The sequence below is a fragment of the Undibacterium sp. TJN25 genome (assembly GCF_049339885.1).
GTDB lineage: Bacteria > Pseudomonadota > Gammaproteobacteria > Burkholderiales > Burkholderiaceae_D > Undibacterium.
In genome coordinates this window covers 342,606-368,119 of sequence record NZ_JBMPPM010000003.1, presented here as the reverse complement: position 1 = coordinate 368,119, position 25,514 = coordinate 342,606, and the positions used below count along the sequence as shown (strand labels likewise).

The following is a 25,514-nucleotide window of genomic DNA, read 5'->3' as shown; positions in this document are numbered from 1 at the left end:
TCAGATCCGCACTGGAACACCGACCTCCCTGCAAGTCAGCTGATCCGGTTCGCCGCCGTAATATTTATCCAGCGCATCAAAGAACACTTTGTGTTCCGCTGTCGCAGCAGATGCTGCCGCAAATAAAGTAAGGCAGGAACGAAATTTCAAATCATCAGGGCTGCTCAGTATGCGGTGGATGGAGCGCCCTTCAACCGCTATCACCAGCTGCGTGCATTCGATCAGGCGCGGGCCAAGTACTGGGTGGCTGAGATAGGCTTTTGCCTCGCCCAGAGAGGAAATGGCATAGCGCCGTGCGGTCTCTGTCTTGCCCAGCCCTTGTATCTGCGGAAAGATAAACCACATCCAGTGGCTGCGTTTTTCGCCGTCGCGCAACTCATCCAGCACTTGCGCATAGATGGTCTTCTGCGCATCTACGAAGCGCTGCAAATGATAATGGTCCGTCATGGCGGCCTCCCGGTGAGTGCTTTTAGTATACAGACATCCTTGCGCCATTCTATTTACAGGCGCACTGTCTTGAAAAGGGCTGTTTGATAACAATCTAAGAGCCACACATCTACAGACGGAGCATGCCATGTCGCCACAGGAAACCCAGGTCTTGCAACAGTTTCTGGACCAGCTGATCGAAGTTAAAGGCATCAGCAAGGATGCGGATGCACAGGCCATGATTGCGCAAGCAGTGTCGCGCCAGCCGGATGCCGCCTACCTGCTGGTGCAGCGCGCCTTGCTGCTGGATCAGGCAGTCGCCAACGCGCAGAACCAGATTGCCCAGCTGCAAACGGAAGTGAGCGACCTGCGCGCTGCTGCGACCAGGCCGGAGCGCAGCGGTTTTCTAGATGCCTCTGGTGCCTGGGGCAATAGCGCGCTGAACCGCCCGTCTGCGCCTGTACCTGCCTTTACCCCAGTTCTCAATAACCCGCCGCCTGCTTATGGCTATCCGGCGCCTGCGCAAACCATGGCAGCTCCGCAGCAGGGATTTTTCGGCGGCAACGGCGGCAGCATGCTGGGAACAGTCGCAGCCACCGCGGCCGGTGTTGCCGCAGGCGCTTTCCTGTTCCAGGGCATAGGCAGCCTGATGGGACACCATGCTTCCGGCAACTCGCAGGCGCTTGATTCCGGAGGATCGGCGGCAGCGCCCGCAGGTTCAGGCGGCGATGGGCTGATCAGCAATTATTTTACAGACGACCCCGTGGCGCAATCGGATGCGGGCAACAGCGATGGCCTGGATAGTTTCGACGACGGCGACACTGCCTGAGCTTTCAGGATGGATGCGCTTCTGCGCTCACCTGTTCAGGCTGCGAGCTGGGAGCAGGCCAGCATGGGAATTCCACAAAGAAATGCGTTTCCTGGCCTGTAGCCGTGCTTTGCGAGTAATACCCTATTTCACCCTGCATCTGGTTGACAATGGCCTGCGTGATCGACAAGCCCAGCCCCGTGCCGCCCTTGGCGCGGGTGTCGGACGAATCCGCCTGTGAAAATTTCTGGAAAATGCGGTGCCGGAATTTTTCAGGAATACCCTCGCCCCTGTCGACAACTTCCACCCTGACCCGAGTTCCCTCCATGCGGGACGCCAGCACCGTTACTTCGCTAGCGTAGGGTGAATACTTGCAGGCATTGGACAGCAGGTTGGCCATGATCTGCTGGAAACGTCCTGCGTCGACACGGATGACAGCGCCGGCAACGTCATTGTCCAGCAGCTCGATGCGCACACCGAGATTTTGCGCAAACGACTGGTTGTCGCCGACCGAGGATTCCAGCAAGCGCTGCAGCGGCAGCAGTTCGTATTTGAAATCCATCTTGCCGGCTTCTATCTTCTGGATATCCAGCAAATCGTTGATCAGCCGTGTCAGGCTTTCACTGTTCTTGTAGGCGATGCTGATCAGCGGCTTCGCCTTGTCCGAGAGGTGGCCTGCAGCGCCGCCCAGCACCAGGCCGAGCGAGCCCCGTATGGCAGTCAGCGGCGTACGCAGTTCATGGCTGACCGTGGAAATGAATTCGCTTTTGATTCTTTCCATGTTGCGCCGCTCAGTGATATCGCGCACGATGACGATCAGCTTGCGCTTGCCCGACAGGTAATATTCGCTGATGGACAATTCTGCGGGAAACAGCTCGCCGCCGTTGCGCACGGGTTCATCCTCCAGGTGGATCTGGCCGGTATGCACGAACTCGTTGCGGCTCATGGCCAGTTCCAGCAGGTCGTATTTGCCGGGTGGCGAAAACATCTTGCTATGGCGGCCGACCACCTCGGCATCCTTGTAGCCGTAGATGACCTGTGCGGCGCGGTTGAAAGCTTCTATGTTGCCGTCTTCATCAATCATGATGATGCCGTCGGCGGCGTTCTGGAAAATTGCCTCCATGCGGTCCGAACTGTCTTTCAGTGCGAGCTGCTGCTCAGTCAGGTTTTGCAGCAGCGCCGTCTGGCTCTTGTTGATGTCCTCCGCCTGCTGTTTCAGCACCGTCGTGACCATCAGGTCTTCTTCGCGCCGCTTGAACATGGCTGCCAGCATGCCGAAAGCGACAATTACGGCAATGATGGTGCCGGACGCCACCATCGCAATCAGCAGGCTGGTGCGGCGCCAGTCCGACAGATAGAGCGCATCGTCGATGGAAAAGCTGACGATCAGCGGATATTTATCCACCACCTGCACCGCCTCCATCACGTGCACCGGCTTGCCTCCGTTCTCGTCCGCACCATCGCGGATAATGACATCGCTTTTTTTCTGCAGCACCTGCGTCACTTGGTAAGCGGCGCTGCCGGTATCGCGCAAACCCATCATCGCGTCCTTGGCCGGCCATCGTGCCAGCAGCGTGAAGTCATTGCGTATCATGCTGATGGCCGCCTGCCCGCGCAAGCTTACCCGCTCGTAAAAAGCGCTATAGAAAGCGGGAGATACGCCCAGCTGCACGATGCCGATGAATTCGCCGTCGCTGCCCGTCAGGCGGCGGCTGATGTAAAAAGTCCACGCGCCATTGGCGCGGTTGTGCAGCGGCCGGCTGACATAGGCGCCCTGGCCGAGCTTGCTTTTCTGTTCGATGAAGTAGTCCCTGTCGGCCACGCTGCGCTGCGGCGCAGGGTAATCGCGCGAATAGTTGATGATGTTGCCTTCTTCATCGACCACGCCGATGACGTCGATCTGCGGCGAGATCGCCACCTTCTCACGGAGCAACTGGTAAAACTCCGGCGTCTTTAATGCTTTCTTCAGATAGTCGGCGTCGGAGATTGATGAATCCTGGATGCGTTCGACGATACTGTCCAGCGCCAGGAATGCGGTACTCATCTGCTGCGCCGTGGTTTCCGCCAGCATGCGGCTGAACGCAGCGGACTGCTTGCTCCAGTCGTCGATTTCCTGTTTGCGCAGCAAGACGATGGCCGCAATGGCGATAGCCGCGATGATGATGACCAAAAAAGCGCCAAGTGCGATTGCCACGCGGCTGGTCTGCATCCCGGTACGCTTCATGGGCACTCCTCATCGAGGTGGAATGGCGCCGCTGGGGAATGGAGATAGGGCCATGGGGTCAGCGGCATTATCAGAATAACAGCAAATGCACAGGAAAACCACTTCGCTTTTGCTAAAGGGCAAAGCCTGCCGCACGGATGGCCGTTCGCCGTGGATCGGCGCCGATATGCGCAACCGTGACTATTTGCTACATGGCGGCATTGGATATTTTTTGTGTTTTGTGAAATGATCAGGGGAAATGTTTTTTAATTAAAAAGATAAAGAGACACCATGAAACGATTCCTCCTGCGCCTGGTACAGGTACTCCTTGCGCTGTTGGCGCTGCTCGTCATCGCCGTTGCCGTCAATACCTTGCGTTTCCAGTCCAGGCAGCTGGACGTGGCGCCGGCGCCGCCCATCAGTCTCGATGAAAACGCAGCGGCAGCCCGGCTGGCGGCTTCGTTGCGTTTCAAAACCATCTCCAGCGCCGAAGACCCGGCGCAGAACGCGGAAGAATTCAACAAACTGCACGCATACCTGGAAACCTCTTTCCCGCTCGTGCATGCGAACCTGAAACGCGAGGAAGTCGGCGACCATAGCTTGTTGTATACGTGGGCCGGCACCGACGCGGCGGCCAAACCCATCATGCTGATGGCGCATCAGGACGTGGTGCCGATCGCGCCGGGCACCGAACCGACATGGCAGCAGCCGCCGTTTGACGGCGTCGTCAAGGACGGTTTTGTGTGGGGGCGCGGCTCGTGGGATGACAAGGGCAACCTGTTCTCCATCATGGAGGCAACGGAAAAACTGCTGTCGGAGGGTTTCAAGCCGCGCCAGACTATCTACCTGGCTTTTGGCCATGATGAAGAAGTGAGCGGCCTGGGCGGCGCCAAAAAAATTGCCGCACTGCTGCAATCGCGCGGCGTGAAGCTGGACTACGTGCTGGATGAGGGCCTGCTGGTCACCGAAGGCATACTGAAGGGCCTGGACAAACCCGCCGCGCTGATAGGCGTCGCCGAAAAAGGCTATGCCACGATCTACCTGAAGCTGGATGCGGTGCCGGGCCACTCATCCATCCCGCCGCAAAAAACCGCCATCGGCATGATGAGCGTGGCGCTGGCCAGACTGGAAAACCACCAGCTGCCGGCCAATATACGCGGTGTGGCGCTCGACATGTTTGAAACCATTGCGCCGGAAATGTCCGGCCTGAACCGCGTGCTGTTGTCCAATCTGTGGCTATTCCAGCCGCTGGTGCAGCGTGAACTGGCCAAGGGCGCCAGCACCAATGCGATGCTGCGCACCACCACCGCGCTGACCACGGTCCACGCTGGCAACAAGGACAATGTGCTGCCGGGCACGATAGACGCCACCGTCAATTTCCGCCTGCTGCCGGGCGATACGCAGGCAAGCGTGATGCAGCATGTGAAGCAGACCGTCGCCAACGATGCCATCAAGCTAAGCCCATACGCCGGCAATTCCGATCCTTCGCGCGTCACGCCTGTGTCCGGCAAACCCTATCAGGTACTGAACCGCAGCATACGCGAAACCTTTCCCGGTACCATTGTCGCGCCAGGGCTGATGCTAGGGGCGACCGATTCGCGGCATTTTGAAGCGATCAGCGACAACATCTTCAAATTTTCTCCGGTGCGCGCCACCGCGGACGATCTGCCGCGCTTTCACGGCACCAACGAGCGGATATCGATCAAGAATTATGCGGAGATGATACGGTTTTATCATCAATTGCTGATCAACAGCAGCAAGCCGTAATGGCTGGCGGGCCATGGAAGGCCCTGCCGGGCCGCTATTTCGTCGTCAGCAAGTCACAAAATGAAATAAATTTGCCGTGAGTCAACAGTGAAGAATACGAATGTGACATGATTCCATAAAAGCCTGCCTTCCATTAAAAATAACGGAGCCTGATATGAAACACCTGTTGCTGACTGCCGGCCTGATGCTGGCAACCGCGCAAACCCTGGCTGCGGCGCTGCCCTGCGCTGACCTGCAGACCAAGATAGAAACCAAACTCGCCGGCAAGGGCGTCAAAAACTATACGCTGGAGATTGTTTCCAAGGGTACCGAAACCACGAACCGGGTCGTCGGCAGCTGTGATGCAGACAAGAAAAAAATCATCTACAAGCGCTCATCCAAGGCACATCAGCCGGAAAAAGCGGAATAAGGATACGCCTCCAGGACGACAAAAAACGGGATGCATGCATCCCGTTTTTTTATGTATGAGGCGGCGGTCGCCGTGTTGTCAAAGCCGGCCTGCTACCGCGACTACCCCTGCTGCCTCTGCAATCTCTGCTACTTCTTGCCCGCGCGGTAGAGCGTCAGGCCTTTGGCCGCCTGTGCCTGCACGGCATTGCTTACCAAGGGCGTCCAGCCCAGCAGCAGCCCCTTTAGCCCCAGCGCCTGGCGCGACCACTTCCATACATCGAAACTGTCGATATGGCGCACGATTTTTCCATCCCTGAATTCGAAGCGGGCGTGGATATCGTTAACAACGGTATTGCCCGTCTGCGAAAAGATATAGGTCGCCACCCAGTGTGCGCGGCCCTGCTGGTCATCTGCATCGACACCATCGAACACCAGAGAAAAATCTTTCGCCCTGGTTGTCAGCATGCGCCACATGTCGCCGGCTTGGTCGCCCCGCAATTCTGGGAACACCGGATCGGTGAATACCACGTCAGGCGCGTAGCAGGCCGCCATGGCATCGGCATCGAGCTTCTGGAAGGCCTGGTAAAACGTATTGATCACTGCGGCATTGGCGTGCATGGGAACCTCGGTGTAAGGAATGAAGGCAGGCGATAAGCACCGTCTGCAACGAAGCTGTGGTAATTGCAGCAGCTGTGGCGCCAGCACATTATGCACAGGCTCCGGGCAATCCGAAGATGGCTAATTCGACTATTTTGTGTCTATAATGGACAATCCCACTCGCACTAAAATCCCATGCCCGTCGTCGCTCTGTATATCTGCCCGCATACCGTTACGTCCAGCCTGTGCATGGCGCTGGATGCGTTCCAGCTGGCGAATCAGTTCCATGGCAAGACACTGTTCCAGCTGCGGCGCGTCAGCGCCGACGGCAAGGCCGTCGTTACGGCGCTGGGCAGCCTGCAGGTAGATACCAGCCTGCAACGGCTGGGCGCTGTGGATATTTTCATCGCTCCGGCAATCGGCCGCGCCGTGGAGAGCGCCATTGCCGCCAATGCAGAATTGCTCGGTTATCTGCGGCAGCAGGCATCCATGCCCGCGATGCAGTTTGTCAGCCTGTGCAGCGGCGCATTCCTGCTGGGCGCTGCCGGCTTGCTGGACGGCAGACGGGCGACCACGCACTGGGCATTGGAGCGTGCTTTCCGCCAGCGTTTTCCACTGGCCCGGTTATCGATAGACGCTTTGTTGACGCAGGATGGCAACATGCTGTGTTCCGGCGGCGCGCAGGCGGGGCTGGACCTGTGCCTGCACCTGATCATCCAGCATGCAGGAGAAGCGCTGGCCCGCCAGGTCGCGAATGCCATGGTGGTGGAGCTGGGCCGCAGCAGCCAGATGCCGTATGCGGGTACGCTGGCCGCCAGCGACCACGGCGATGCGCTGATCGCCAGGCTGCAGTTGTGGCTGGACAGCCATTATGCGGAGGAAGTGACGCTGGAGAGCCTGGCGGCGATGGCGCATTGCTCGCCGCGCACCTTGCTGCGACGCTTTAACAGCGCCACGGGTTATAGCCCCGGCACCTATCTGCAACGGTTGAGGGTGGCCGCCGCCAGGGACAAGCTGGGCCGCGGCAACCCGCAGATAGAAGCGGTTGCCGCGGCGGTCGGCTACCAGGACAGACCGGCGTTCGCCAAGATGTTCAAGCGGCTGACGGGGCAGACGCCGGCAGCCTACAAAAGACAGCAACAGCAGGCGAGGAGCCGCCAGGGCGACGCCACCAGCCCCTAAAGCGCCTTGGTCATATGCCAGGCCCGCCCAGCATAGCTGTCCAGGCTGAACTGCTGTTCTTCACTGCAATCCTGCTGCGTCTGATAACCGAGGCGACTCCAGAAGACCAGCGACTCCTGCACCGATACCAGGCTGGAATAGCGCAGCCCATACGCCAGCGCCTGCTGCAAGGCATGGCGCACCAGCAACGCGCCTACGCCCTGTCCGCCAACACGCTGCGATACCGCCAGGTCATGCAGATACAGGCTGTTGGCATCTTGCGCATGCGCGTATGCATAGCCCAGCGGGCTGACACTGCCTTTGCGCGAGCGGTAGGCAAACAGGTAGGCGCACAGCCCGTACTCGTCTTCCGCTATCCAGCAGGTATCGGCACAGTTAGCCAGCCTGCCGCGCAGTATGTCCTGCGCTTCCACCATGCCGGGCGCATAGGCCGCCTGCTGTATCGCGCATATTGCCTCGATGTCGGCTGCGGCCATCAGTCTGACATGTGCCGCCATGACTTAATCCCTTGCGAGCGTCAGTACGTGCCCTTCTTCCGGCCGGGTGCCACCGTCCAGCATTTGCAAATAAACCTGCTGCACATCCTGCGGCCCTGTGCCATGGACAACATGCATCCAGCCACTCGCCGGGTCCAACACCGGCACCATCAATTGCTGCCAGGCCTGCGCCAGCTTTTTCTGCACGCCGCCCGGCCCCCAGTCACCCATGCGTTTCTTGATCTGGGCCGGTGCGAAAAACAGCGCAGGCCGCGCGCCCGGCAGATTGGCGCCGCCGCCCAGTTCATCCCAGTGCGTGCCGCCGACGGCGCAGCTGTATTTCATATTGTCCTGGTAATGGTGGTGCAGGCTGCTGCGCAGCTTGCCGTTACCGGCCATGTCCACGTACACAACGGGCTCGTGATTCGGCAGTGTGGCAATCTGCTCGTAAGTAACCGCCTTGCTGTAGCAGCCCAGGCGCTCAACAAAGGCGACGTTGGCGGCCGACGTCAAGCCTATCACTTCAATGTCCTTGCCGCGCTGCGACAGCATGAAGGCCGTACCGTAGGCGGTTTTGCTGGAGGCACTGGACAACAGCACGGTGCGCGCGCCGAAAAAATCATTGTCGGCCAGGAAGTCGTCGATCATGAACGACGTGATGAACAACGGGCGCAGCAGCACCTGCTGGTCTTCGCTGTCCGCCGTGTAGGCAGGGTCGCTGCTGGTGCGCAGGTACTGGTTATACAGCGCATGCATGGGCTGCCGGTGTTCGGCGGCATCGGTAAAGCCGTGCTCGCCGCAACGCGAGGGCTGCAGTACCACATGCGAGGACATCGGGTAGTAGCCGTAAAAGCGTGCACCGACCTTGACTTCATCATGGGTGGAGGCCACAACTTCTGCAAATCCCCATACCGGAATCTTGCCCCAGCCGTCCGGCGCAGGGAAAAAATTCCAGTACGACATCGCCTTGCCGAACGCGGCATAGGTAACGTTATTGGACGTAAAAGCAAACCTGTCTATCCGCATCAGCACCTGGCCTGCCGGCAATGACGCTGCATCCGGCAAGGGCGAATCGACAAATTTGCTATTGCGCAGGTTCTCGCGTTCCACGATGAATTCGCGGTTGACGGTGATACTTGTACTCATTTTTCTGTCTCCTTTTTCTGATAGAGGTTTTTACCCCATTTGTCGGACCATTTTTGCAGCGGCATCATCGCTTCCAGCAACTCTACACCGGATTTGCTCAGCGAATAACCACCCTCTTGCGCCAGTACCACGATTTCGGCGTCGCGCAATTCGCGCAGCCTCTGGTTCAGCACCGTGGGCGACATTTCATCGCACAGGCCCTGCAGATCACGGAAACTCAGCGTACTGGCGCGCAGTTCCCAGATCACGCGCAGGGTCCAGCGCCGCCCCAGTATATCCAGCAGCGCCATCACCGGGCGGCCGGTGCGCGATCCCCTTACCGGGGCTCCCGCTTTAGGCAGGCTCATGTTTTTCCTCTTGCAGCAGTGTTGATTTCCGCATGCTACACTATTTGTAGCATGCTACTCTTTCAGTAGCATCCCATGGAAACAAAAATAGCAAACGCCGTGACAGGCGTATCGCCGATTTCCGTCCACCCACCAGGAGACCGCATCATGAACCAAACCACATCCGCCACGCCGCGCATTGCGCCGCTGACTGCACCTTACGAAGCGGCCATCGCCGAAGCCTTCGCCAAGGTCATGCCGCCCGGCGTCGAACCCTTATCCTTGTTCCGCACAATGGCGCGCAGCCCGCGCGTGCTGCAAAAGATGTTTGCGGGCAGCTTGCTGGACCGCGGCAGCATCGGCCTGCGTGAGCGGGAAATCCTGATCCTGAGGACTACTGCGGCTTGTCGCTCGGAATATGAATGGGGCGTGCACGTGACGATGTTTGCCGAACGCGCCAAGCTGACGGAGCAGCAAGTCCGCTCTACGCTAGCGTTCCCGGCGGACGGCAGCCTCTGGTCGGACAGCGAATTATTGCTGCTGCAACTGGCGGATGAACTGCATCGCGACAGCAAGGTCACGGACGCCGTGTGGGACGGCCTCGCGGCCCATTATTCAGAAGAGCAGATGCTGGAAATGCTGGCGATTGCAGGCTATTACCACACGATCTCTTTCATCACGAATGCGGTAAGGCTGGCGCCGGAGGGATTTGCTGCGCGTTTTGCCTGAGCTTCGGAAAAGCCATCCCGGCTGCAAAGCACGCGCCAGCGTGCTTAATGCGCCCCGGATTTTTTGGGGGCCTTATCGGATTTTTCGTCCGGGCCTGAACTTGCACTGGCTTCTCCCGATGCACTGGCGCCGGCCTCGCCCTCAGCCGGCGGTTTGGGCGGCGGTGCAGCGGGCGCGAGCTCGGGCTTGACGACCTCGATCTTGTTTTCGCGCATGTAGTCGTTCATTTCCTTCCAGCCTGAATACACCGCGGCCCTGGAGGCATCCGGATTGATCGCATAACAATCTTCAATGGCGCGGCCCGCATGGCGGCAGGCGCTACCGGTGGCGCGCGCATCCGCTTCCTTGCTGGCAGCTTCCTTGACGGGGTCCGCAATCCCCAGTCTGTCGCAACCGGACAGCAAGGCAAGGGTAAGGGCAAGCAAACCGAAACAGGCAGAAGATCGAAGTGGCATCAAGGCACCGGTAATTGGTTAAACAGGAAAGCACGGCCGCCATTACAGCGGCACAGGCTTATTTTATCTGCTAGTTCGGCCCGTGTCCGTTTTTAAGGGAATTTCCCATACGGGTTGTTGCGGCATGTTCTACAATTTCTATAAACCGGCAAACGGATCGATATGCGCCCAGGCCGGCGCCGTGCGGACATCCACGCCATCCCTGACCCCGCTCTTGATGATGAAGTCCATCGAGGTCGCAAAATCGTCGAACGGATACGGCAACGCCACCAGGTCCTGCGTCAGCGGCCTGGTGAAATCATCCCAGTGGATGGGGAATATCCTGCGCGCGCCTACGGCCCGCACAACCTGCTGCCAGTAGGCATTCCTGAACGACTCTCCCTGCATGCCCAGCGTGCCCACGCCGAGAAAGACCACGTCCGCATGCCTTCCCTGTAAGGCGCCCTCCACAAAACCGGCGCTGCTCTGTACCATCAGGCTGCGCTGCCCGTGCTGCACAAGGATGGAATAGCTGTCTCCCTCCTTGTAGTCGGTGGCGCGCGCAGGCGGCGCCAGCGGCTGGTCGATCTCGCCACCGGTAAAGCCGGTAGGCGCATGCCGGCTTTTGATCAGCTGCACATGGAAACGGCCGAAATCCAGCTGTTCCCCGCCATGGACGACACGGATTTTCTGTTCCGGCAAACCCCAGCCACGGCCTATATTCGCCGTAGAACCTGAGCCCACCAGCACGGCGCCCGTCTGCTTTGCCACCTCAGGCGCATCCAGTGCATGGTCATAATGCGAATGCGATACGATCACAGCGGCCAGATGCCGGATGCCTGCGCGCTGCAAGGTAGCTGCAATCAATGTCGGATCGGGCGCTACCCTGCCGGTCAATACCGTTGTACGGTCGGGCCTGGTAAAGAAGCCATCGGTCAATATTGCCGTCTCCCCGTCATCCAGCAATAGCGTCGCCACACCGAGGAAGGTAACACGCAAGCCATCCGGCGCATCGAGGGATGCTGTAGCCGCGGGCATGGCCAGATGCGCGTAAGGTTTGAGTTCCGGAGGATGCGTGAATTGAAAAACCAACCAGGCAATCGCGGCCAGCAATACGACCGCTAGCAGCAGCAATGCAGTTTTCAGGATTCGCCTCACGCTTGCCTCTGGGTTAATGAGATAGAGGCAACATAAGGGAGGCTAAAAGATAAGTAAAGCAATGTTTAGTAAAAGTACAGCATCTCCCTTGCAACATTATTGTCGCAATGAAATAAACAGCCACGGTATTGTCAACAGTCCAGGCCGGCTTATCTGTTATCGAGCCTGTCCAGCTGATTCTGGCTATCGGCCTGCTGGCGGTTGGTCGAGGTCGGATACCTCACATGGCGCACATGGGAACTGTCGGCCTTGGCGCCATTTTCCAGCGCTTCGACCTGGGCAGCTTCGGAACGGCTGCCAGCGTTCTTGCCGGGTTCATCCATGCCGGCACAGGCGCCTAGCAAAAGAAAGACCGGATACAGGCATACATAGGGCTTACATCGCATATCGCACCCCAGCTTGATTTATTGTAGATATACAAACTATAGGCTGCCATGTAAAAATATCAAGAAAAATGGTCAATCATGCAACGCACATTGTGGTATCTGCTTAATCGACAGATGCCGGTTTTGCCCTACTCCCGGCTAATTCCTCTATGATGGGGAATATTGTTTTTCTCCGGCCCCTGAACGTGTTCCATCATCCCAGCGAGTTCGTCACTTTCAAAACCAGCCCCCACTTGCCCGGTGTAGAGCTGTATTCGGCACGTCTGGTGGATCATGCTTTTGCACCGCATGTGCATGATGGCTATTCGATAGGCGCGATTGAGGCTGGTGCGGAACGCTTCCGCTATCAGGGACAGGATCATATTGCCGCGACCGGCTCTGTCGTGATGCTGAACCCGGATGAGATGCATACCGGCCAGGCAGAGGCGGATGGCGGCTGGACCTACCAGATGCTGTACATAGAGCCTGATACCCTGCTGGAAATGACAGGTAGCGAGGCATTCTTCCCGAACGCCGCCGTACATGACCCAACACTGGCGCTTGCCTACCAGCGGGCATTCAAGGCCATGTGGCAAGCCGGGGACGATCTCGCTTTCATTTCCAGCTTTACGCAGCTGATCGACAACGTCGTCAGCCGCTACGGCAAGAATGCGCAATTGGTACAGCCGGTATCCGCGCGCCGGCAGCAGCGAACCCTGGCCATGCAACGCGTTCTGGAATGCATGGAGGACAACCTGGACCAAAGCCTGGGCATAGAGCAGCTGGCAGCAGAAGCGGGTTTGTCAATGTTTCACTTCGTGCGCAGCTTTGCCGCGATCTACCATGTGACGCCGCACCAGTATCTGCAGGCGCGCCGTACTGCCCGCGCCAAGACCCTGCTGGCGCAGCGCAATACGCCCTCCGACGCCGCCGCCGCAGTGGGCCTGACCGACCAGAGCCACCTGAACCGCTGGTTCAAACGCGCGTACGGCGTGACGCCGGCGCAATACCAACAGCAAATTGGTACAAGACCGGCGTTGGCAATACGCTGATAATCAGGGCATTATCGACAAACCGGCCTTGGCTCATGAAATTGCTCACCTGCGGCATACACCGTCATACAGCATGCTAGGCGGCATCCTCGCCGCACTGGGCGCCGGCCTGGTCTGGGGCCTGGTTTTCATTACACCGCTGCTGCTGCCCGACTATCCGGGCGCCATCCTGTCCTTCGGCCGCTATATCGCCTTCGGGCTGATCGCCATCGTGCCGGCCTGGCTGGACCGCCGGCGCATCGCGCAGTTGCGCCGCCAAGACTGGACGGCCGCTGTCAAGCTGGCGCTGATCGGCAACATCATCTACTACGCCGCACTCGCCAGCGCCATCCAGCTGGCGGATGCCCCGCTGCCGACGATGCTGATCGGCACGCTGCCGGTTATCATCGCGATCTGCAGCAACTGGTCCCCGCAAAAGGCCGGCGACGCCATCGCGTGGAAAAAGTTGGCGCTGCCGCTGCTGGTTATCTTTATCGGCCTGATGCTGGTCAATGCCAGCGAAGTCGCCCACATGGACGGCAAGCGCAGCATGGCGGAATATATCAAGGGCGGCCTGGTCGCGCTGGTCGCGGTGGCTGCCTGGACCTGGTACCCGATCATGAACAGCCGCTACATGAAGATCTATACCCACATCAATTCCTCCACCTGGGCCACCGCACAAGGGCTGGCAACGCTGCCGATGGCCCTGGCAGGTTTTGCCGGCTATGGGCTGTACCAGCATCTAAGCGGCAGTGCACACTACGATTATCCGCTGGGCCCGCACCCGCTCAGCTTCATCAGCCTGATGCTGACACTGGGCCTGCTGGCCTCGTGGCTGGGTACGCTACTGTGGAACTACGCAAGCCAGAAACTGCCCACCAGCCTGGCCGGCCAGCTGATCGTTTTCGAAACCCTGTCCGCATTGCTATATGCATTCATCTTGCGCGGCAATCCGCCGGCGCCGCAGATACTGATGGGGATTGCGATGCTATGTGCGGGCGTGATCATTGCAGTGAGGGCCTTCAAGCCGGCGGCGCACTAGTCTGGATTGGTGAAAGCCGGGGTGAAAACCCGTGGCATGCATCCCAGATTCCGTTGCGCTGCATCCCGGCTACCTATCCGGGTCCGCAACGATCAATAAGCGTCTTTCTCGCCAATGCTGCTTTCTGCTACCCAGATATCCTCACATCTGCTGGAACAGATGCGTATGGTTGCGACTCACTTCCAGCCGCTCTGCATGGTTGCGCAGGCTGATCATCTGCCTGCCGCGCATGTCGCGCGTCACCGCGACGATGGCATCCACCCGGACCAGCGTGGAACGGTGGATGCGCCAGAATTCCGACGGGTCGAGTTCGTCTTCCAGTTCCTTCAGCGTCTTGCGTATCAAGACCTCAGACTGCTCGGTCTGCACCCGCGTATACTTTTCATCGGACTGGAAGAACAGTATTTCGCGCGTGCTGATCATGCGTAACGCGGTGCCGCTGCTGGCCTGTATCCAGCGCAGGTAGTCGCGCTTGCCGGCGCCGCCCTGTGCGTGCTGCACCAGTTGCGTCAGCAGCTGTTCTATATGTTCGGGCGCCGCGCTGGCACGCTGCAAATGCGCGATGCGGTCCTGCACGCGGGAGCAGGTGCGACGCAGACGCTCCGCATCAACCGGCTTCAGCAAATAATCCAGCGCGCCCTGTTCAAACGCATGCACGGCATATTCATCATAGGCGGTGACGAACACGATATGACACTGCTTCATCAGCACGCGGGCCGCCTCCAGCCCGGTCTGGCCGGGCATGCGTATATCCAGGAAGACAATGTCGGGCCGCAGTACACCGGCCTGCGCCACCGCTTCGATGCCATTGCCGGCTTCGCCGACGATCATCAGCGCGGGCCAGACTTCACGCAGGCGGGCACGCAGCTGTTCGCGCATCGGCGGCTCGTCATCGGCGATCAGCGCAGTCACGGTACGGGGAAGCGATGCCGGATTCATGGTTTAAAAGCTCCATTTTTTTGATAGGGGACACGAATGCAGGTATAGGCGCCGCCCTGGGCCGGTGCTTCGATAATCAGCTGCGCGCCGGCGCCGAACAGCATTTTAAGGCGCTCGCGTATGTTCGCCAGGCCTATGCCGTCGCCCGCATGCAAATTGAAGCCGACGCCGTCATCGATGACTTCCACATGCAGGAACATGTCGCGCACACTGGCGCGGATATCGATGTGGCCACCGGCGGTTTTCGGTTCCAGGCCGTGCTTGATCGAGTTTTCCACCAGCGTCTGTATCATCATCGGCGGAAAAGGCGCGTCAGCAAGCCCTGCCGGCAATTCGATGGAGACGGTCAGCCTGTCGCGCATGCGGGCCTGCATGATCGCCAGGTAGGCCCGCGATAATTCCATTTGCCGGCCCAATGTGCCGCCGCCCTTGTCGCGCATCTGCGGCAGCGCGGAGCGCAGGTACTGGATCAGATGGTGATGGATGCGGGCAGCCTGCGGCGGGTCGGTCTCGATCAGCTGGCCGATCAGCGCCAGCGTGTTGAACAGGAAATGCGGTTCTACCTGGGCCTGCAGCATGGCCATCTGCGCTTCCAGCAGGCGCCGTTCCAGCGCCTCCACATTGGCGCGGGTGATTGCCGCATCGGCTGCCAGCTCGGCGCGCCGCTTGCCGCCGGCCAGCACTTTGACGCCGAACGACACAAAGGCGAACATCACGGCCGGCTCCGGCATATTGGCCATGCCGGCCACGACCATCGCAATAAAACAGATGATTGCGAGGTTACGCCACGACACCACGGCCAGCCAGTTGAAGAAAGACCACCACAGTGCCGAGGCAGTGGCGCCAATCTCGCGCAGCAGAGGCATGAAACCGCTGCCTTCGCCCTGACTCATGCTTATTTCTCCTCGTCCTTGTCCACACCGGCTTGCGGACCGGGGGCGCCTGCCTCGCCCAGCCCTGCCCCAAAGGCCAGCGGGCGCCGGCGCGATTTGCGCACGGCCAGCACCGACAGCAGCAAGACCAGCTTCACGCCGAGAAACACGATAAACAGCGCGAACGCCAATGGCAAGATCGTCAGCATGAAGGCCACGCCTATGCACAGCAGCATCAGGCGCGGCAAAGGCAGGCGCATCAGCGCGCGGCCGCCTTGCCGGGCGAGGCCGGCAAACGTATCTGCAACGTCGCGCAGCAATTCCAGGATATCTTCCTTGGACATGCCTGACATACCGGTATGGTTTTTCATTGCTTTCTCCCCTCAGTTTTCTTGAATGCCACTGTAACAAGCGGACACGGGCAGCGCCACCGGGTTCCGACGAAGCGCCCGCTGCGGGGGCCGACCTGCATTTTAGGACGATTAATGGCTACAAACCCGCCCCGGCCAGCGTTTCACGGCTCTGTGAAAGTCTGATCATTCTGCAATATACCGGTGCCCTGCCCCGCTAATCCCTGGCATAAAAGATGATGAAAATCGGGTCGATTACTACGCCAGAAATATGCGCAAGGGTCTGCCCTTGCTACGTGTTCGCCCTTGTCGCGATCCGATTTTGCCACTTTTATTTTGCGACGAGTTAACGGAACAGGACACCAGGCATCGCTTACAATAGCCGGTTATGACGACGAAATCAGCTCCTGAGGAATATTTCCTGCCTTCCCTGCCGGTGCGCGGCCTTGCCGCGGCGGCCCTGCTGCTGGCGCTGGCGGCATGTTCGCCCAAGCTGGACTGGCGCGAAGTGCACGGCGCCGATGCGCCCTATACCGCGCTGTTGCCGGCAAAGCCGGCCTCCTTCACGCGCGAAATCGATCTGCACGGCATCAAGATGACGATGAGCATGCTGGCCGCCGATGTCGACGGTACGACGTTTGCGATCGGCAGCGCCAGGCTGCCGGACAATGCGCAGGCGCTGGCGGCGCTGGAAGGCATGAAGGAAGGCATGCTGAAGAACATCGCTGGCAGCGTCAGCAGTGAAAAAAAGGCAGAGGCCTCTGCGTCCACGACAAACGGCAGCCGGCAGACCCGCTCCTATGACGTGGAAGCACGGGGCAGCTTGCAAAATGGTCAACCAGTGGTGATGGCGGCGCGTTTTGTAGCGAGCGACCAGTGGGTGTACCAGGCCGTGATCGTGGGCAAGGAAAAAGTGGTGACCCGCGATGCAATCGATACCTTCCTCACTGCGTTTAAAACCCGCTGAGAACGAACGTATTGCCGGTAATTTATTTCTTCCAGAATATTTTCTTGCCGGGAATATTGAAAAAGCCGGCATTTGCTCACAGCTAATGTTGCAAAGCAAAAAAGCGGATCATGATTTATGCGGGTCCGGACAAAAACAGCTGCTATTGTCGCGATTAATGCTGTTTTCGGGCTTGCCAGCATCGCCTGGGCCGCTTTTTGCTGCAATTTGTATCGTAAAGAAAAAAATCGCCGCTTTGTTCGTTAGCGCTCTGCGGCAAACGTTTTTTAGGATTATCATTAAAGTGACCCTTGATCCGGGAATGCGGGCATGAGAGTACCCGCATTGCAGCATTCCGGACCAGGAACAGGGTCATGCTATTACGCACACAACGAAAAATAAGGAGTTGGTTTCATGTTAATCACTTTCCAATCGAAAGCTGCCGCCGAAGTCACGATGTACAAAGAGCATGCACGTCGGATATTGGAGCTGCTCCATAAGGATGTGGACAGAGGCGTTATTACATCAGCAGAAACAGAAGGCGCGATCAAGATCATCGAAGCCGCCGTCGGTGAAAGCAAGGCACACCCTGTGTCTGAAATCGTGCAAAAGGATATTGACGCCCATCATAACGACACCGTCGATGACAATGAACATGAAAAAATAGAAACAGTCAGCTTCTCGGCGCGCGCTTATCCGCTGCTGGAAATGCTGTACGCGGCCAACAAGATGCAGCGAGACGTCATCTGGGGCGTTTGATGACGTCCCATATAGAAGACACTTCTGAATTTCAACTAAGGACCATCGACGGCACCTTGCTGTTTGTCAGGGACTGGCCGCTGCCGGGCCAGGTTTCCGGCGAACACCCGGCGCTGGCCCGTGACGGCATCGTCATCATGCACGGCCTGGGCGAGCACTGCGGCAGGTATGCGCATGTGGCGCGTTTTTTCAACTCGCTGGGTTTCGTGGTCAGAACCTATGATCATCGCGGGCACGGTAAATCCGGCGGCGCCCGCGGCGACGTGCCTGACGACGAGGCGGTACTGCGCGACGCGCGCCTGGTCATCAATGATTTTGCACGGCAGCTGTCGGCTCCGCCGCTGCTTCTGGGCCATAGCATGGGTGGTCTGTTTGCCGCCCGCTTTGCCGTTGCCGGACTGGCGCCGCTGCGCGGCCTGATGCTGTCTTCGCCGGCGCTTGCCTTGCGCATGTCGGCGCTCGACCGCATGCTGCTGAAAGCCGCCACCGCACTGATACCGGGAGTCGGCATTTCCAACGGACTCAACACCCGCTACCTGTCGCATGACAGGGAAGTGGTCAAGGCTTACCAGGACGATGTACTGGTGCACACCAAGATCAGCGCCCGCCTGCTGGGCAGCATGCTCAAATCCATCACTTATGTAGCTGAACATGCGTCGGAATTGAAAATCCCCGTGCTGCTGGCGGTGGCCATGGATGACCGGCTGGTGGACCCTGCCGGCAGCCGCAGCTTTTCCACCCTGCTGGAACCTGCGCTGGCGACCTCGCACTTCTACGACGGTTTTTACCACGAGATTTTCAATGAAGTGGATGCCGACCGTGTATTCGGGGATGTCCATAGCTGGCTGGGGCAGCAGCAATTCATGCCAGCACCTTTTTCCACTGTCTGACCCACTGTCGGATACGACAGCGGTTTCCCTCCATCGCCACGACCTCCTCTCCCACTATGAACAGTTTCGGTATCGTCAATTTCGGCCTGTTTTGCGCCGCTGTCCTGCTGCTGAATGCGACTCCCGGCCCGGACACCGCCTATATCGTCGGCCGTAGCGTGGCGCAGGGCCGGGCTGCGGGCCTGGTATCGGCGCTGGGGATATCCTTCGGCTGCCTGTTTCATTGCCTGGCCTCGGCTTTCGGCCTGACGGCCATCCTGGCGGCATCTGCTACCGCATTCACGCTGATCAAGCTGGCCGGCGGCATTTACCTGATTTATCTGGGCGTGCGCATGGCGCTGGCCAAGCCGGTGGAAGCTGCGGCCCCCTCTTCGGTGAAAGACGAGCGCCCGCTGAACAAGGTATTCTGGCAGGCCGCTGTCACCAATGTATTGAATCCCAAGGTGATCTTGTTCTTTTTGTCATTCTTTCCACAATTCGTGCTGGCCGATTCGCAGCACAAAACCACCGCATTCCTGCTGCTGGGCGCGGCTTTTGTCGTAATGAGCACGATATGGAACAGCGGAACAGCCTTTTTGGCTGGTACACTAGCGCGCCGCGCAGGCCGTAATCCCCGCATCAAGCTGTGGCTGGAACGCTTTGTCGGCAGCGCCTTTGTCGCCCTCGGTATCAAATTGGCAACCGCCAAACATTGAAAACCGGCGGCAGGGATGCCGGTACTCCTTGAACCTTGATGCAGTAGTACAACGTGTAGCCGGGTTTGCGCCCAAAAATTGGGCTGGAACAGACTGCGCGTAGTATTGTGGTGCCTCCAGCTGTGTGCTTTTCCGATTCATGTATCTTCAGTATCACCCGTAGCCCTATGTTGCCGCCATCCAGAAAAACCATCACCCGCCCCGCCCCTGCCGACTTCAAGGCCGTCGAGGTCAAACCCGATTCGCTCGCTTTCAGCCTGCTGGGCGCAGCGCAGGCAGTCGCCCATGTGCTGGAAGGCACTGCCTTGCCGCAGGCGCTGGCCAAAGTATTTTCCCAAAACAATGCATCGCCGCAGGCGCGCGGTGCGATCCAGGATATTTCCTACCGCACCATGCGCCAGGTCGGCCGGGCTGATGCGCTGCTGACTGCAATGACCAGCAAGGCGCCGGAACCGGCCCTGCTGTACGGCCTGCTGTGCTGCGCACTGACACTGATCATCAAGGTAGATGGCGAAGAGGCACCGTATGAAGCCTTTGTCGTCGTGGACCAGGCAGTGACGGCCGCGTCGTCCAATCCGCACATGGCGCACGCAAAAGGCATGGTCAATGCCATCCTGCGCCGCTTCCTGCGTGAACAGGATGAACTGACCGGTGTCGTGCTGAAACAGCCGGCAGCGCTGTGGAATTATCCAGGCTGGTGGATAGACCAATGCAAGACGGCCTACCCCAAGGACTGGCAGGCAATCCTGCGTTCCGGCAATCTGTCGCCGCCGCTGACCTTGCGGGTGAACCGCCGCCATACTTCAGTCGCCGACTACCTTCAGGTGCTGGCCGCGCAGCAGGTGGATGCCAGCCAGATCGGCCCGGACGCCATCCGCCTGCATAAACCGGTGCCGGTGCACCAGATTCCTGGCTTCGACCTCGGCCATGCCTCGGTGCAGGACGCCGCCGCACAATTGGCCGCCTCGCTGCTGGATGTGGCCGACGGCATGCGCGTGCTGGATGCCTGCGCCGCGCCCGGCGGCAAGACCGGGCATTTACTGGAAAGCGCCGACCTGCACCTGACCGCACTGGATTCCGATCCCAAGCGCCTGGTGCGCATCCAGGAAAACCTGGACCGGCTGCAACTGAACGCTGTGTTGAAAGCAGGCGACGCCAGCAAGAGCTCGTGGTGGGACGGACAGCCGTTCGACCGCATCCTGGCCGATGTTCCGTGCACCGCTTCCGGCATCGTGCGACGCCACCCGGATATCCGCTGGCTGCGCCGCAAATCGGACGCCACCCAGTTGGCGGCGCTGTCGGCACGTATTCTGGATAATCTGTGGACCATGCTGAAACCCGGCGGCAAGCTGCTGCTGGTGACCTGCTCGATCTGGCCGATGGAATCCGAAGGGCAGGCAGCGGCATTTGCCAAGCGGCAAAATGCGGTGCGCCTGGACGCGCCGGGCCAGTTGCTGCCCACCGCAGACGGCAGTAATGACCATGACGGCCTGTTTTATGCGCTATTCCAAAAACCGGCAGCCTGAGCCCCATTGTGGTGCGGACGCATCCTCGCGCGCATTTGTCAGCACGCCCCATGCAACTTTCAAGATATGATGGCGGTCATATCAATCCTTATCTTACTCCTGATGCAACGCCTTATCATTGTCACATGATCAGACGCCCTGTTTATTTGCTGATGTCCTGCATGATGGCCCTGCTGCTTTTGCTGCAAGCACCGGCACATGCGGCCAATGCCGAGGTCACTACGGCCAGGATAGAATCCAGCGAAGAGGGATACAGGATGGTGGCGGCTTTCTCCTTTGAGCTGAGCCATGCACTGGAAGAGGCAATCACCCGTGGCATCCCCATGTACTTTACGACCGAGGTGGAAGTAACCCGGCCGCGCTGGTACTGGTTCGATGAAAAAGCCATCAACTCCTCGCAAACGGTCAAGATAGGCTACAACGTCTGGACCCGCCAATATACTTCTGCCACCAACGGCAGCCTGCTGCAGAACTTCGTCACGCTGGAAGAGGCGATGTCCACCGTACTCCGGCCGCGCCGCTGGGTCGTGGCGGAAAAAAGCGAACTCAGCAGCGGCGCCATCTATAACGCAGCGGTACGGCTGAAGCTGGACATCAACCAGGTGCCCAAGCAGCCTTTCCTCATCAACGCCCTGAACAATAGCGACTGGCGCCTGTCGTCCGACTGGAAGCGTTTCACCTTCAAGGCAGACGAGAAGTGACCAGAATCCTGCGGTACGCGCTGATCATCGGCAGCGGCGTCATGGGCATCCTGCTGTTCTTCCTGATGTCGGCATCGGAAAATTCGTCGCAGCTGGAACAATATTATGTGTGGCTGGCCGGCGCCAACGCGCTGATCGCCTGCGCGCTGCTGCTGATGGTGGCAACGCTGCTGTGGCGGCTGTTCAAGCGTTACCGCTCCGGCGAGTTCGGCTCGCGGCTGATGACCCGGCTGGTGCTGCTGTTTGCGCTGGTCGGCATCGTGCCGGGCGCCGTCATCTATGTAGTGTCCGTGCAGTTCGTCAGCCGCTCAATCGAGTCCTGGTTCGACGTCAAGATAGAATCGGCGCTGGAATCCGGCTTCAACCTCGGACGCAGCGCGCTGGAACTGTCGCTGGCCGACTTGCAGGGCAAGGCGCGCAACATGGCATCGCAATTGTCGGAACCTTCTGAAGCGTCAATGGCGATCCACCTGTCCCGCCTGCGCGAGCAGATGCAGGTGCAGGACGCCATCATCGTCAATAGCCGCGGCCGTGTCATTGCCTCCGCCAACGCCGATGTCCGGGCGCTGCTGCCGGAACTGCCGACCCAGGCGATGATACGGCGCGCGAGCGTATCGCGCGCCTATGCAGCGACCGAGGGTAACCCTGAGGTATCGGCTCAGGCCGAAGTGGACAGCCTGGGCCGCCGCAGCAGCGCAGCCACAAGCAATGCCGCCAATGCAGCCAATGGAACAAGCGCAGCCGGGCAGGCGCCGACGGTGCTGCGCTCGCGCGTAGTGGTGGCAATCCAGACCGCGAATACCGGGCTTTCGCTGCAGAACGATACCTTCTACCTGCAGTTGATCCATCCTGTGCCCAAGGAGCTGGCCAGCAATGCGGAGTCGCTGCAGAATGCCGCCAGCGAATATGAAATCCGCTCGCGCAGCCGTTCCAGCCTGCGCAAAATGTACTTGTATACGCTGACGCTGACGCTGCTGCTGGCGATCTTTGCCGCCATCGGCAGCGCCTTCATGATCTCGGGCGAGCTGGCGCGGCCGCTGCTGCTGCTGGCCGAAGGCACCAAGGCGGTGGCCGAAGGCAACCTGTCGCCCCGCCCCATCGTCACGACGTCGGACGAACTGGGGACGCTGACGCAGTCTTTCAATACGATGACGCGGCAATTGTCCGATGCGCGCGGCGCAGTGGAAAAAAACCGCAGCGAGCTGGAAACCGCCAAGGCCTACCTGGAATCGGTGCTGGCCAATATGTCGGCCGGCGTGATGGTGCTGGACCAGGGCCGCAACCTAGTCACCTGCAACGAGTCGGTCGAGCGCATTTTGCAGCGCAGCCTGGAAGGCGATATCGGCAAGAGCCTGGAAGACATCGAAGGCATGCACGCTTTTGCGGCAGCCATCGACAAGGCTTTTTCGGAGCAGCATGCGCAATCGGCCGCCGGCGGCGCCAACGAGAACGAGCAGCACTGGCAGCAGCAGATAGAAATTCCGCGCATGCAGCCTGCAGCCGGTGCCCCATCCTCTCCCGACCATGCGGGCGACAAGAACAATACCGAAGAACAAAGCATTACGCTGCTGGCGCGCGGCTCGCATCTGCCGGTAGCCTCGGGCACCGGCTATGTGGTGGTGTTCGATGACATCAGTAACATCATTTCCGCGCAGAGGTCCATCGCCTGGGGCGAGGTCGCCCGCCGCCTGGCGCACGAAATCAAGAACCCGTTGACGCCGATACAATTGTCGGCCGAGCGGCTGCAGATGAAGCTGCAGGACAAGCTTAACGAGGCCGATGTGGCCATCCTGAACAAAAGCACGACCACGATCGTCAACCAGGTGACGTCGATGAAGCGCATGGTCGATGATTTCCGCGATTACGCCCGGACGCCGCCGGCAGTGCTGAAGCAGCTGAACCTGAGCGCGCTGATCGACGAAGTGCTGCACCTGTATGTCGCCGGCGATGAAAGAGATGCCATCCGCGTGAACCTGGCGCCGGATTTGCCGGCCGTGATGGGGGATGCTACCCAGCTCCGGCAGGTAATTCACAATCTCTTACAAAATGCGCAGGACGCTGTCGCTGATAATGTGAAACCCGGATTCGTGCCGCAGATCGATGTCACGACCGAGGTAGTTCGTTATACCGGTGCGGACAAGGCCGGCCGTTCCGCGGTACGCCTTTCCATTATTGATAACGGACCGGGTTTCAGCAGTAAAATCCTGGCGCGCGCTTTCGAGCCGTATGCGACTTCCAAGCCGCGCGGCACCGGCCTGGGATTGCCCATGGTCAAAAAAATCATAGATGAACACGGCGGTAGAATCGATATTCAAAATCGCAGCGATACAAACGGTGCAAAAGTATCGATTTTGCTGTTAAAGTTAGCACCGGATTCATGATGCAACGCTAATTGCGTTTTTCCGGCAATTACAGGGCTTCTGGATCATGCTGCTGTCAAAATAAAAAAGCTGGGGATATGTCTAGCGCTCGGGAGAGGCGCAGACTTTGACAATGGCGATGAATTTAATAGGGTAGATTTATGGCAAACATATTGGTCGTCGATGACGAAATGGGTATCCGGGAATTGCTCTCGGAGATTTTGGGCGATGAAGGGCACGTAGTGCAGCTGGCGGAAAACGCACAGCAGGCGCGCGAAGCCCGGATAGAATCGCGCCCGGACCTGGTGCTGCTGGATATCTGGATGCCGGATACCGATGGCGTCACCTTGCTGAAAGAATGGCAGCGCGATGGCGTGCTGACCATGCCCGTCATCATGATGTCAGGCCATGCGACAATCGATACCGCGGTCGAAGCGACCCGCATCGGCGCACTCAATTTCCTGGAAAAGCCGATCGCGCTGCAAAAACTGCTGAAAGCGGTGCAGCAGGGCCTTACCCGCAGTGCCGAACCCGCCCGCCCGGCCACTCCCGGGCTGCGCGCAGTGCCGAACGAAGTGCTGATTGCGACCAATCCCGGTTTTGCCGCCGCGCCGGCAAGTTATGAGAGCAGGCATTTCGCGCCTATCCAGAACGCCGCGCCGACAACGGCCAACAACCACATCTCCAACCTGTCCTTCGATCTGCCCTTGCGCGAAGCCAGGGATGCCTTCGAGCGCATCTATTTCGAATACCACCTGCACCGCGAAGGTGGCAGCATGACGCGCGTAGCTGAAAAAACAGGACTGGAGCGCACGCACCTGTACCGTAAACTGAAGCAGCTCGGTGTCGAATCGATGAAATACGCCAAACGCGGCGAATGATTCCAGCCTTACTGGTCAGCGGCGGCGATTATCTTGCAAGAGAAACCGCCGTCGCCGGCAGGCTCGCCGCCACGGCGACGCTTTCCAGTGTTGAAGTGATTCTTGAAGGCCTGCCCTCCGGCCAGGCGGTACTGGTCCCCACCCCTTCCCTGCATATCCAGCGCATCGCCCCCGGCTGCATGTGCTGCATAGGCAACCTGGCGATGCGCGTGACTCTGAACCGCGTACTGCGCCGCAAGCCCGGCCTGCTGGTCATCAGCCTGGCTTCCAGTGAGCATCTGGACAATATCCGCCGCTTCCTGACTCAGGAGCCGTACGACAGCCTGCTGCAACTGGCGGACGAAATACGTCTGTGACCTCCGCCCCCCCCTTTTTTTCACATCCGCCGCCGTCAGGGCTGGGTGAAATAACGTACCGAATCGGCAAGCCGCCTGCCGTAACATGAACTAAGCTGAAATACGTGGCAGACAATGGCCTGCGTTAGCTTTTTCACATCCTGCCTGCAAATTGTTTAT

Annotated in this window: 29 protein-coding genes; 17 read left to right on the top strand and 12 right to left on the bottom strand. The window is 59.2% G+C overall.

Annotated features, from left to right (window positions below; all coding sequences use genetic code 11):
• Window positions 1-447, bottom strand: a complete 447-nt coding sequence (locus tag ACO0LO_RS08670) for a DUF1810 domain-containing protein (protein WP_422963809.1) — start codon at window positions 445-447, stop codon at window positions 1-3.
• Window positions 448-574: 127 nt separating this feature from the next.
• Between ACO0LO_RS08670 and ACO0LO_RS08665 the strand changes: the two genes are divergently transcribed.
• Entirely contained in the window at window positions 575-1,255 is a 681-nt protein-coding gene (locus ACO0LO_RS08665) for a DUF2076 domain-containing protein (RefSeq protein ID WP_422963808.1), read from the top strand.
• A gap of 4 nt (window positions 1,256-1,259) precedes the next feature.
• Here the strand turns inward: ACO0LO_RS08665 and ACO0LO_RS08660 are convergent, their stop codons facing one another.
• The gene (locus ACO0LO_RS08660) at window positions 1,260-3,458 is read right to left on the bottom strand and encodes an ATP-binding protein (RefSeq protein ID WP_422963807.1); all 2,199 of its coding nucleotides are present in this window, start codon (window positions 3,456-3,458) and stop codon (window positions 1,260-1,262) included.
• Window positions 3,459-3,728: 270 nt separating this feature from the next.
• On the opposite strand from ACO0LO_RS08660, the gene ACO0LO_RS08655 reads away from it, so the two are divergent.
• Both ACO0LO_RS08655 and ACO0LO_RS08650 read left to right on the top strand, forming a co-directional pair.
• The gene (locus ACO0LO_RS08655) at window positions 3,729-5,204 is read left to right on the top strand and encodes a M20 family peptidase (protein WP_422963806.1); all 1,476 of its coding nucleotides are present in this window, start codon (window positions 3,729-3,731) and stop codon (window positions 5,202-5,204) included.
• A 154-nt stretch (window positions 5,205-5,358) separates the two neighbouring features.
• Entirely contained in the window at window positions 5,359-5,613 is a 255-nt protein-coding gene (locus ACO0LO_RS08650; protein WP_422963805.1) for a DUF1161 domain-containing protein, read from the top strand.
• A 128-nt stretch (window positions 5,614-5,741) separates the two neighbouring features.
• On the opposite strand, the gene ACO0LO_RS08645 is transcribed toward ACO0LO_RS08650, so the two are convergent.
• On the bottom strand, window positions 5,742-6,212 hold the full coding sequence (locus ACO0LO_RS08645) for a nuclear transport factor 2 family protein (RefSeq protein ID WP_422963804.1): 471 nt from the start codon (window positions 6,210-6,212) through the stop codon (window positions 5,742-5,744).
• Between the two features lie 174 nt (window positions 6,213-6,386).
• Between ACO0LO_RS08645 and ACO0LO_RS08640 the strand changes: the two genes are divergently transcribed.
• Entirely contained in the window at window positions 6,387-7,373 is a 987-nt protein-coding gene (locus ACO0LO_RS08640; protein ID WP_422963803.1) for a GlxA family transcriptional regulator, read from the top strand.
• Here the strand turns inward: ACO0LO_RS08640 and ACO0LO_RS08635 are convergent.
• The 3 genes from ACO0LO_RS08635 to ACO0LO_RS08625 are packed head-to-tail and all read right to left on the bottom strand — an operon-like array spanning window position 7,370 to window position 9,342.
• Window positions 7,370-7,870, bottom strand: coding sequence for a GNAT family N-acetyltransferase (locus ACO0LO_RS08635; RefSeq protein WP_422963802.1), 501 nt, complete (start codon window positions 7,868-7,870; stop codon window positions 7,370-7,372). The genes ACO0LO_RS08640 and ACO0LO_RS08635 overlap by 4 nt on opposite strands.
• 3 nt (window positions 7,871-7,873) lie before the next feature.
• Window positions 7,874-8,995 (bottom strand): DUF2855 family protein, encoded by a 1,122-nt coding sequence (locus ACO0LO_RS08630; RefSeq protein ID WP_422963801.1) that lies wholly within the window; start codon window positions 8,993-8,995, stop codon window positions 7,874-7,876.
• On the bottom strand, window positions 8,992-9,342 hold the full coding sequence (locus ACO0LO_RS08625; RefSeq protein ID WP_422963800.1) for a winged helix-turn-helix transcriptional regulator: 351 nt from the start codon (window positions 9,340-9,342) through the stop codon (window positions 8,992-8,994). The genes ACO0LO_RS08630 and ACO0LO_RS08625 overlap by 4 nt, the downstream gene beginning before the upstream one ends.
• Window positions 9,343-9,489: 147 nt before the next feature.
• Between ACO0LO_RS08625 and ACO0LO_RS08620 the strand changes: the two genes are divergently transcribed.
• Window positions 9,490-10,050 carry a carboxymuconolactone decarboxylase family protein gene (locus ACO0LO_RS08620; protein ID WP_422963799.1) on the top strand — a complete coding sequence of 187 codons (561 nt, stop codon included), beginning with the start codon at window positions 9,490-9,492 and terminating at the stop codon, window positions 10,048-10,050.
• Between the two features lie 44 nt (window positions 10,051-10,094).
• Here the strand turns inward: ACO0LO_RS08620 and ACO0LO_RS08615 are convergent, their stop codons facing one another.
• The 3 genes from ACO0LO_RS08615 to ACO0LO_RS08605 all read right to left on the bottom strand — a co-directional run bounded on the left by ACO0LO_RS08615 (window position 10,095) and on the right by ACO0LO_RS08605 (window position 12,028).
• A complete protein-coding gene (locus ACO0LO_RS08615) occupies window positions 10,095-10,505 on the bottom strand; it encodes a hypothetical protein (RefSeq protein ID WP_422963798.1) in 411 nt (136 codons plus the stop codon).
• 138 nt (window positions 10,506-10,643) lie between these two features.
• Entirely contained in the window at window positions 10,644-11,642 is a 999-nt protein-coding gene (locus ACO0LO_RS08610) for an MBL fold metallo-hydrolase (protein WP_422963797.1), read from the bottom strand.
• A gap of 149 nt (window positions 11,643-11,791) precedes the next feature.
• Complete coding sequence (locus tag ACO0LO_RS08605) at window positions 11,792-12,028, bottom strand: hypothetical protein (RefSeq protein WP_422963796.1); 237 nt, start codon at window positions 12,026-12,028, stop codon at window positions 11,792-11,794.
• 149 nt (window positions 12,029-12,177) lie between these two features.
• Between ACO0LO_RS08605 and ACO0LO_RS08600 the strand changes: the two genes are divergently transcribed.
• Window positions 12,178-13,059 (top strand): AraC family ligand binding domain-containing protein, encoded by an 882-nt coding sequence (locus ACO0LO_RS08600; RefSeq protein WP_422963795.1) that lies wholly within the window; start codon window positions 12,178-12,180, stop codon window positions 13,057-13,059.
• Between the two features lie 73 nt (window positions 13,060-13,132).
• Complete coding sequence (locus ACO0LO_RS08595) at window positions 13,133-14,080, top strand: DMT family transporter (RefSeq protein WP_422963794.1); 948 nt, start codon at window positions 13,133-13,135, stop codon at window positions 14,078-14,080.
• A gap of 141 nt (window positions 14,081-14,221) precedes the next feature.
• Here ACO0LO_RS08595 and ACO0LO_RS08590 read toward each other — a convergent pair whose 3' ends face one another.
• The 3 genes from ACO0LO_RS08590 to ACO0LO_RS08580 are packed head-to-tail and all read right to left on the bottom strand — an operon-like array spanning window position 14,222 to window position 16,262.
• Entirely contained in the window at window positions 14,222-15,019 is a 798-nt protein-coding gene (locus ACO0LO_RS08590) for a LytR/AlgR family response regulator transcription factor (RefSeq protein ID WP_422963793.1), read from the bottom strand.
• Window positions 15,016-15,912, bottom strand: a complete 897-nt coding sequence (locus tag ACO0LO_RS08585) for a sensor histidine kinase (RefSeq protein WP_422963792.1) — start codon at window positions 15,910-15,912, stop codon at window positions 15,016-15,018. Before ACO0LO_RS08585 ends, ACO0LO_RS08590 begins: the two co-directional genes overlap by 4 nt.
• A 2-nt stretch (window positions 15,913-15,914) precedes the next feature.
• On the bottom strand, window positions 15,915-16,262 hold the full coding sequence (locus tag ACO0LO_RS08580; protein ID WP_422963791.1) for a hypothetical protein: 348 nt from the start codon (window positions 16,260-16,262) through the stop codon (window positions 15,915-15,917).
• Between the two features lie 367 nt (window positions 16,263-16,629).
• On the opposite strand from ACO0LO_RS08580, the gene ACO0LO_RS08575 reads away from it, so the two are divergent.
• The 10 genes from ACO0LO_RS08575 to ACO0LO_RS08530 all read left to right on the top strand — a co-directional run bounded on the left by ACO0LO_RS08575 (window position 16,630) and on the right by ACO0LO_RS08530 (window position 25,355).
• Window positions 16,630-17,208 (top strand): hypothetical protein, encoded by a 579-nt coding sequence (locus ACO0LO_RS08575; RefSeq protein WP_422963790.1) that lies wholly within the window; start codon window positions 16,630-16,632, stop codon window positions 17,206-17,208.
• Window positions 17,168-17,521, top strand: coding sequence for a hypothetical protein (locus ACO0LO_RS08570; protein ID WP_422963789.1), 354 nt, complete (start codon window positions 17,168-17,170; stop codon window positions 17,519-17,521). Before ACO0LO_RS08575 ends, ACO0LO_RS08570 begins: the two co-directional genes overlap by 41 nt.
• A gap of 80 nt (window positions 17,522-17,601) precedes the next feature.
• Window positions 17,602-17,946 (top strand): DUF1840 domain-containing protein, encoded by a 345-nt coding sequence (locus tag ACO0LO_RS08565; RefSeq protein WP_422963788.1) that lies wholly within the window; start codon window positions 17,602-17,604, stop codon window positions 17,944-17,946.
• Entirely contained in the window at window positions 17,946-18,836 is an 891-nt protein-coding gene (locus ACO0LO_RS08560) for a lysophospholipase (RefSeq protein ID WP_422963787.1), read from the top strand. The genes ACO0LO_RS08565 and ACO0LO_RS08560 overlap by 1 nt, the downstream gene beginning before the upstream one ends.
• A 56-nt stretch (window positions 18,837-18,892) precedes the next feature.
• Window positions 18,893-19,531, top strand: coding sequence for a LysE family translocator (locus ACO0LO_RS08555; protein ID WP_422963786.1), 639 nt, complete (start codon window positions 18,893-18,895; stop codon window positions 19,529-19,531).
• Window positions 19,532-19,698: 167 nt separating this feature from the next.
• A complete protein-coding gene (gene rsmB, locus ACO0LO_RS08550) occupies window positions 19,699-21,057 on the top strand; it encodes a 16S rRNA (cytosine(967)-C(5))-methyltransferase RsmB (protein ID WP_422963785.1) in 1,359 nt (452 codons plus the stop codon).
• Window positions 21,058-21,182: 125 nt separating this feature from the next.
• Window positions 21,183-21,758 carry a DUF4390 domain-containing protein gene (locus tag ACO0LO_RS08545; RefSeq protein ID WP_422963784.1) on the top strand — a complete coding sequence of 192 codons (576 nt, stop codon included), beginning with the start codon at window positions 21,183-21,185 and terminating at the stop codon, window positions 21,756-21,758.
• Window positions 21,755-24,139, top strand: a complete 2,385-nt coding sequence (locus ACO0LO_RS08540; RefSeq protein WP_422963783.1) for an ATP-binding protein — start codon at window positions 21,755-21,757, stop codon at window positions 24,137-24,139. Before ACO0LO_RS08545 ends, ACO0LO_RS08540 begins: the two co-directional genes overlap by 4 nt.
• A gap of 140 nt (window positions 24,140-24,279) precedes the next feature.
• Window positions 24,280-24,999, top strand: coding sequence for a response regulator (locus ACO0LO_RS08535; RefSeq protein WP_422963782.1), 720 nt, complete (start codon window positions 24,280-24,282; stop codon window positions 24,997-24,999).
• Window positions 24,996-25,355 carry a GTPase gene (locus ACO0LO_RS08530; RefSeq protein WP_422963781.1) on the top strand — a complete coding sequence of 120 codons (360 nt, stop codon included), beginning with the start codon at window positions 24,996-24,998 and terminating at the stop codon, window positions 25,353-25,355. Before ACO0LO_RS08535 ends, ACO0LO_RS08530 begins: the two co-directional genes overlap by 4 nt.
• Window positions 25,356-25,514 lie beyond the last annotated feature (159 nt).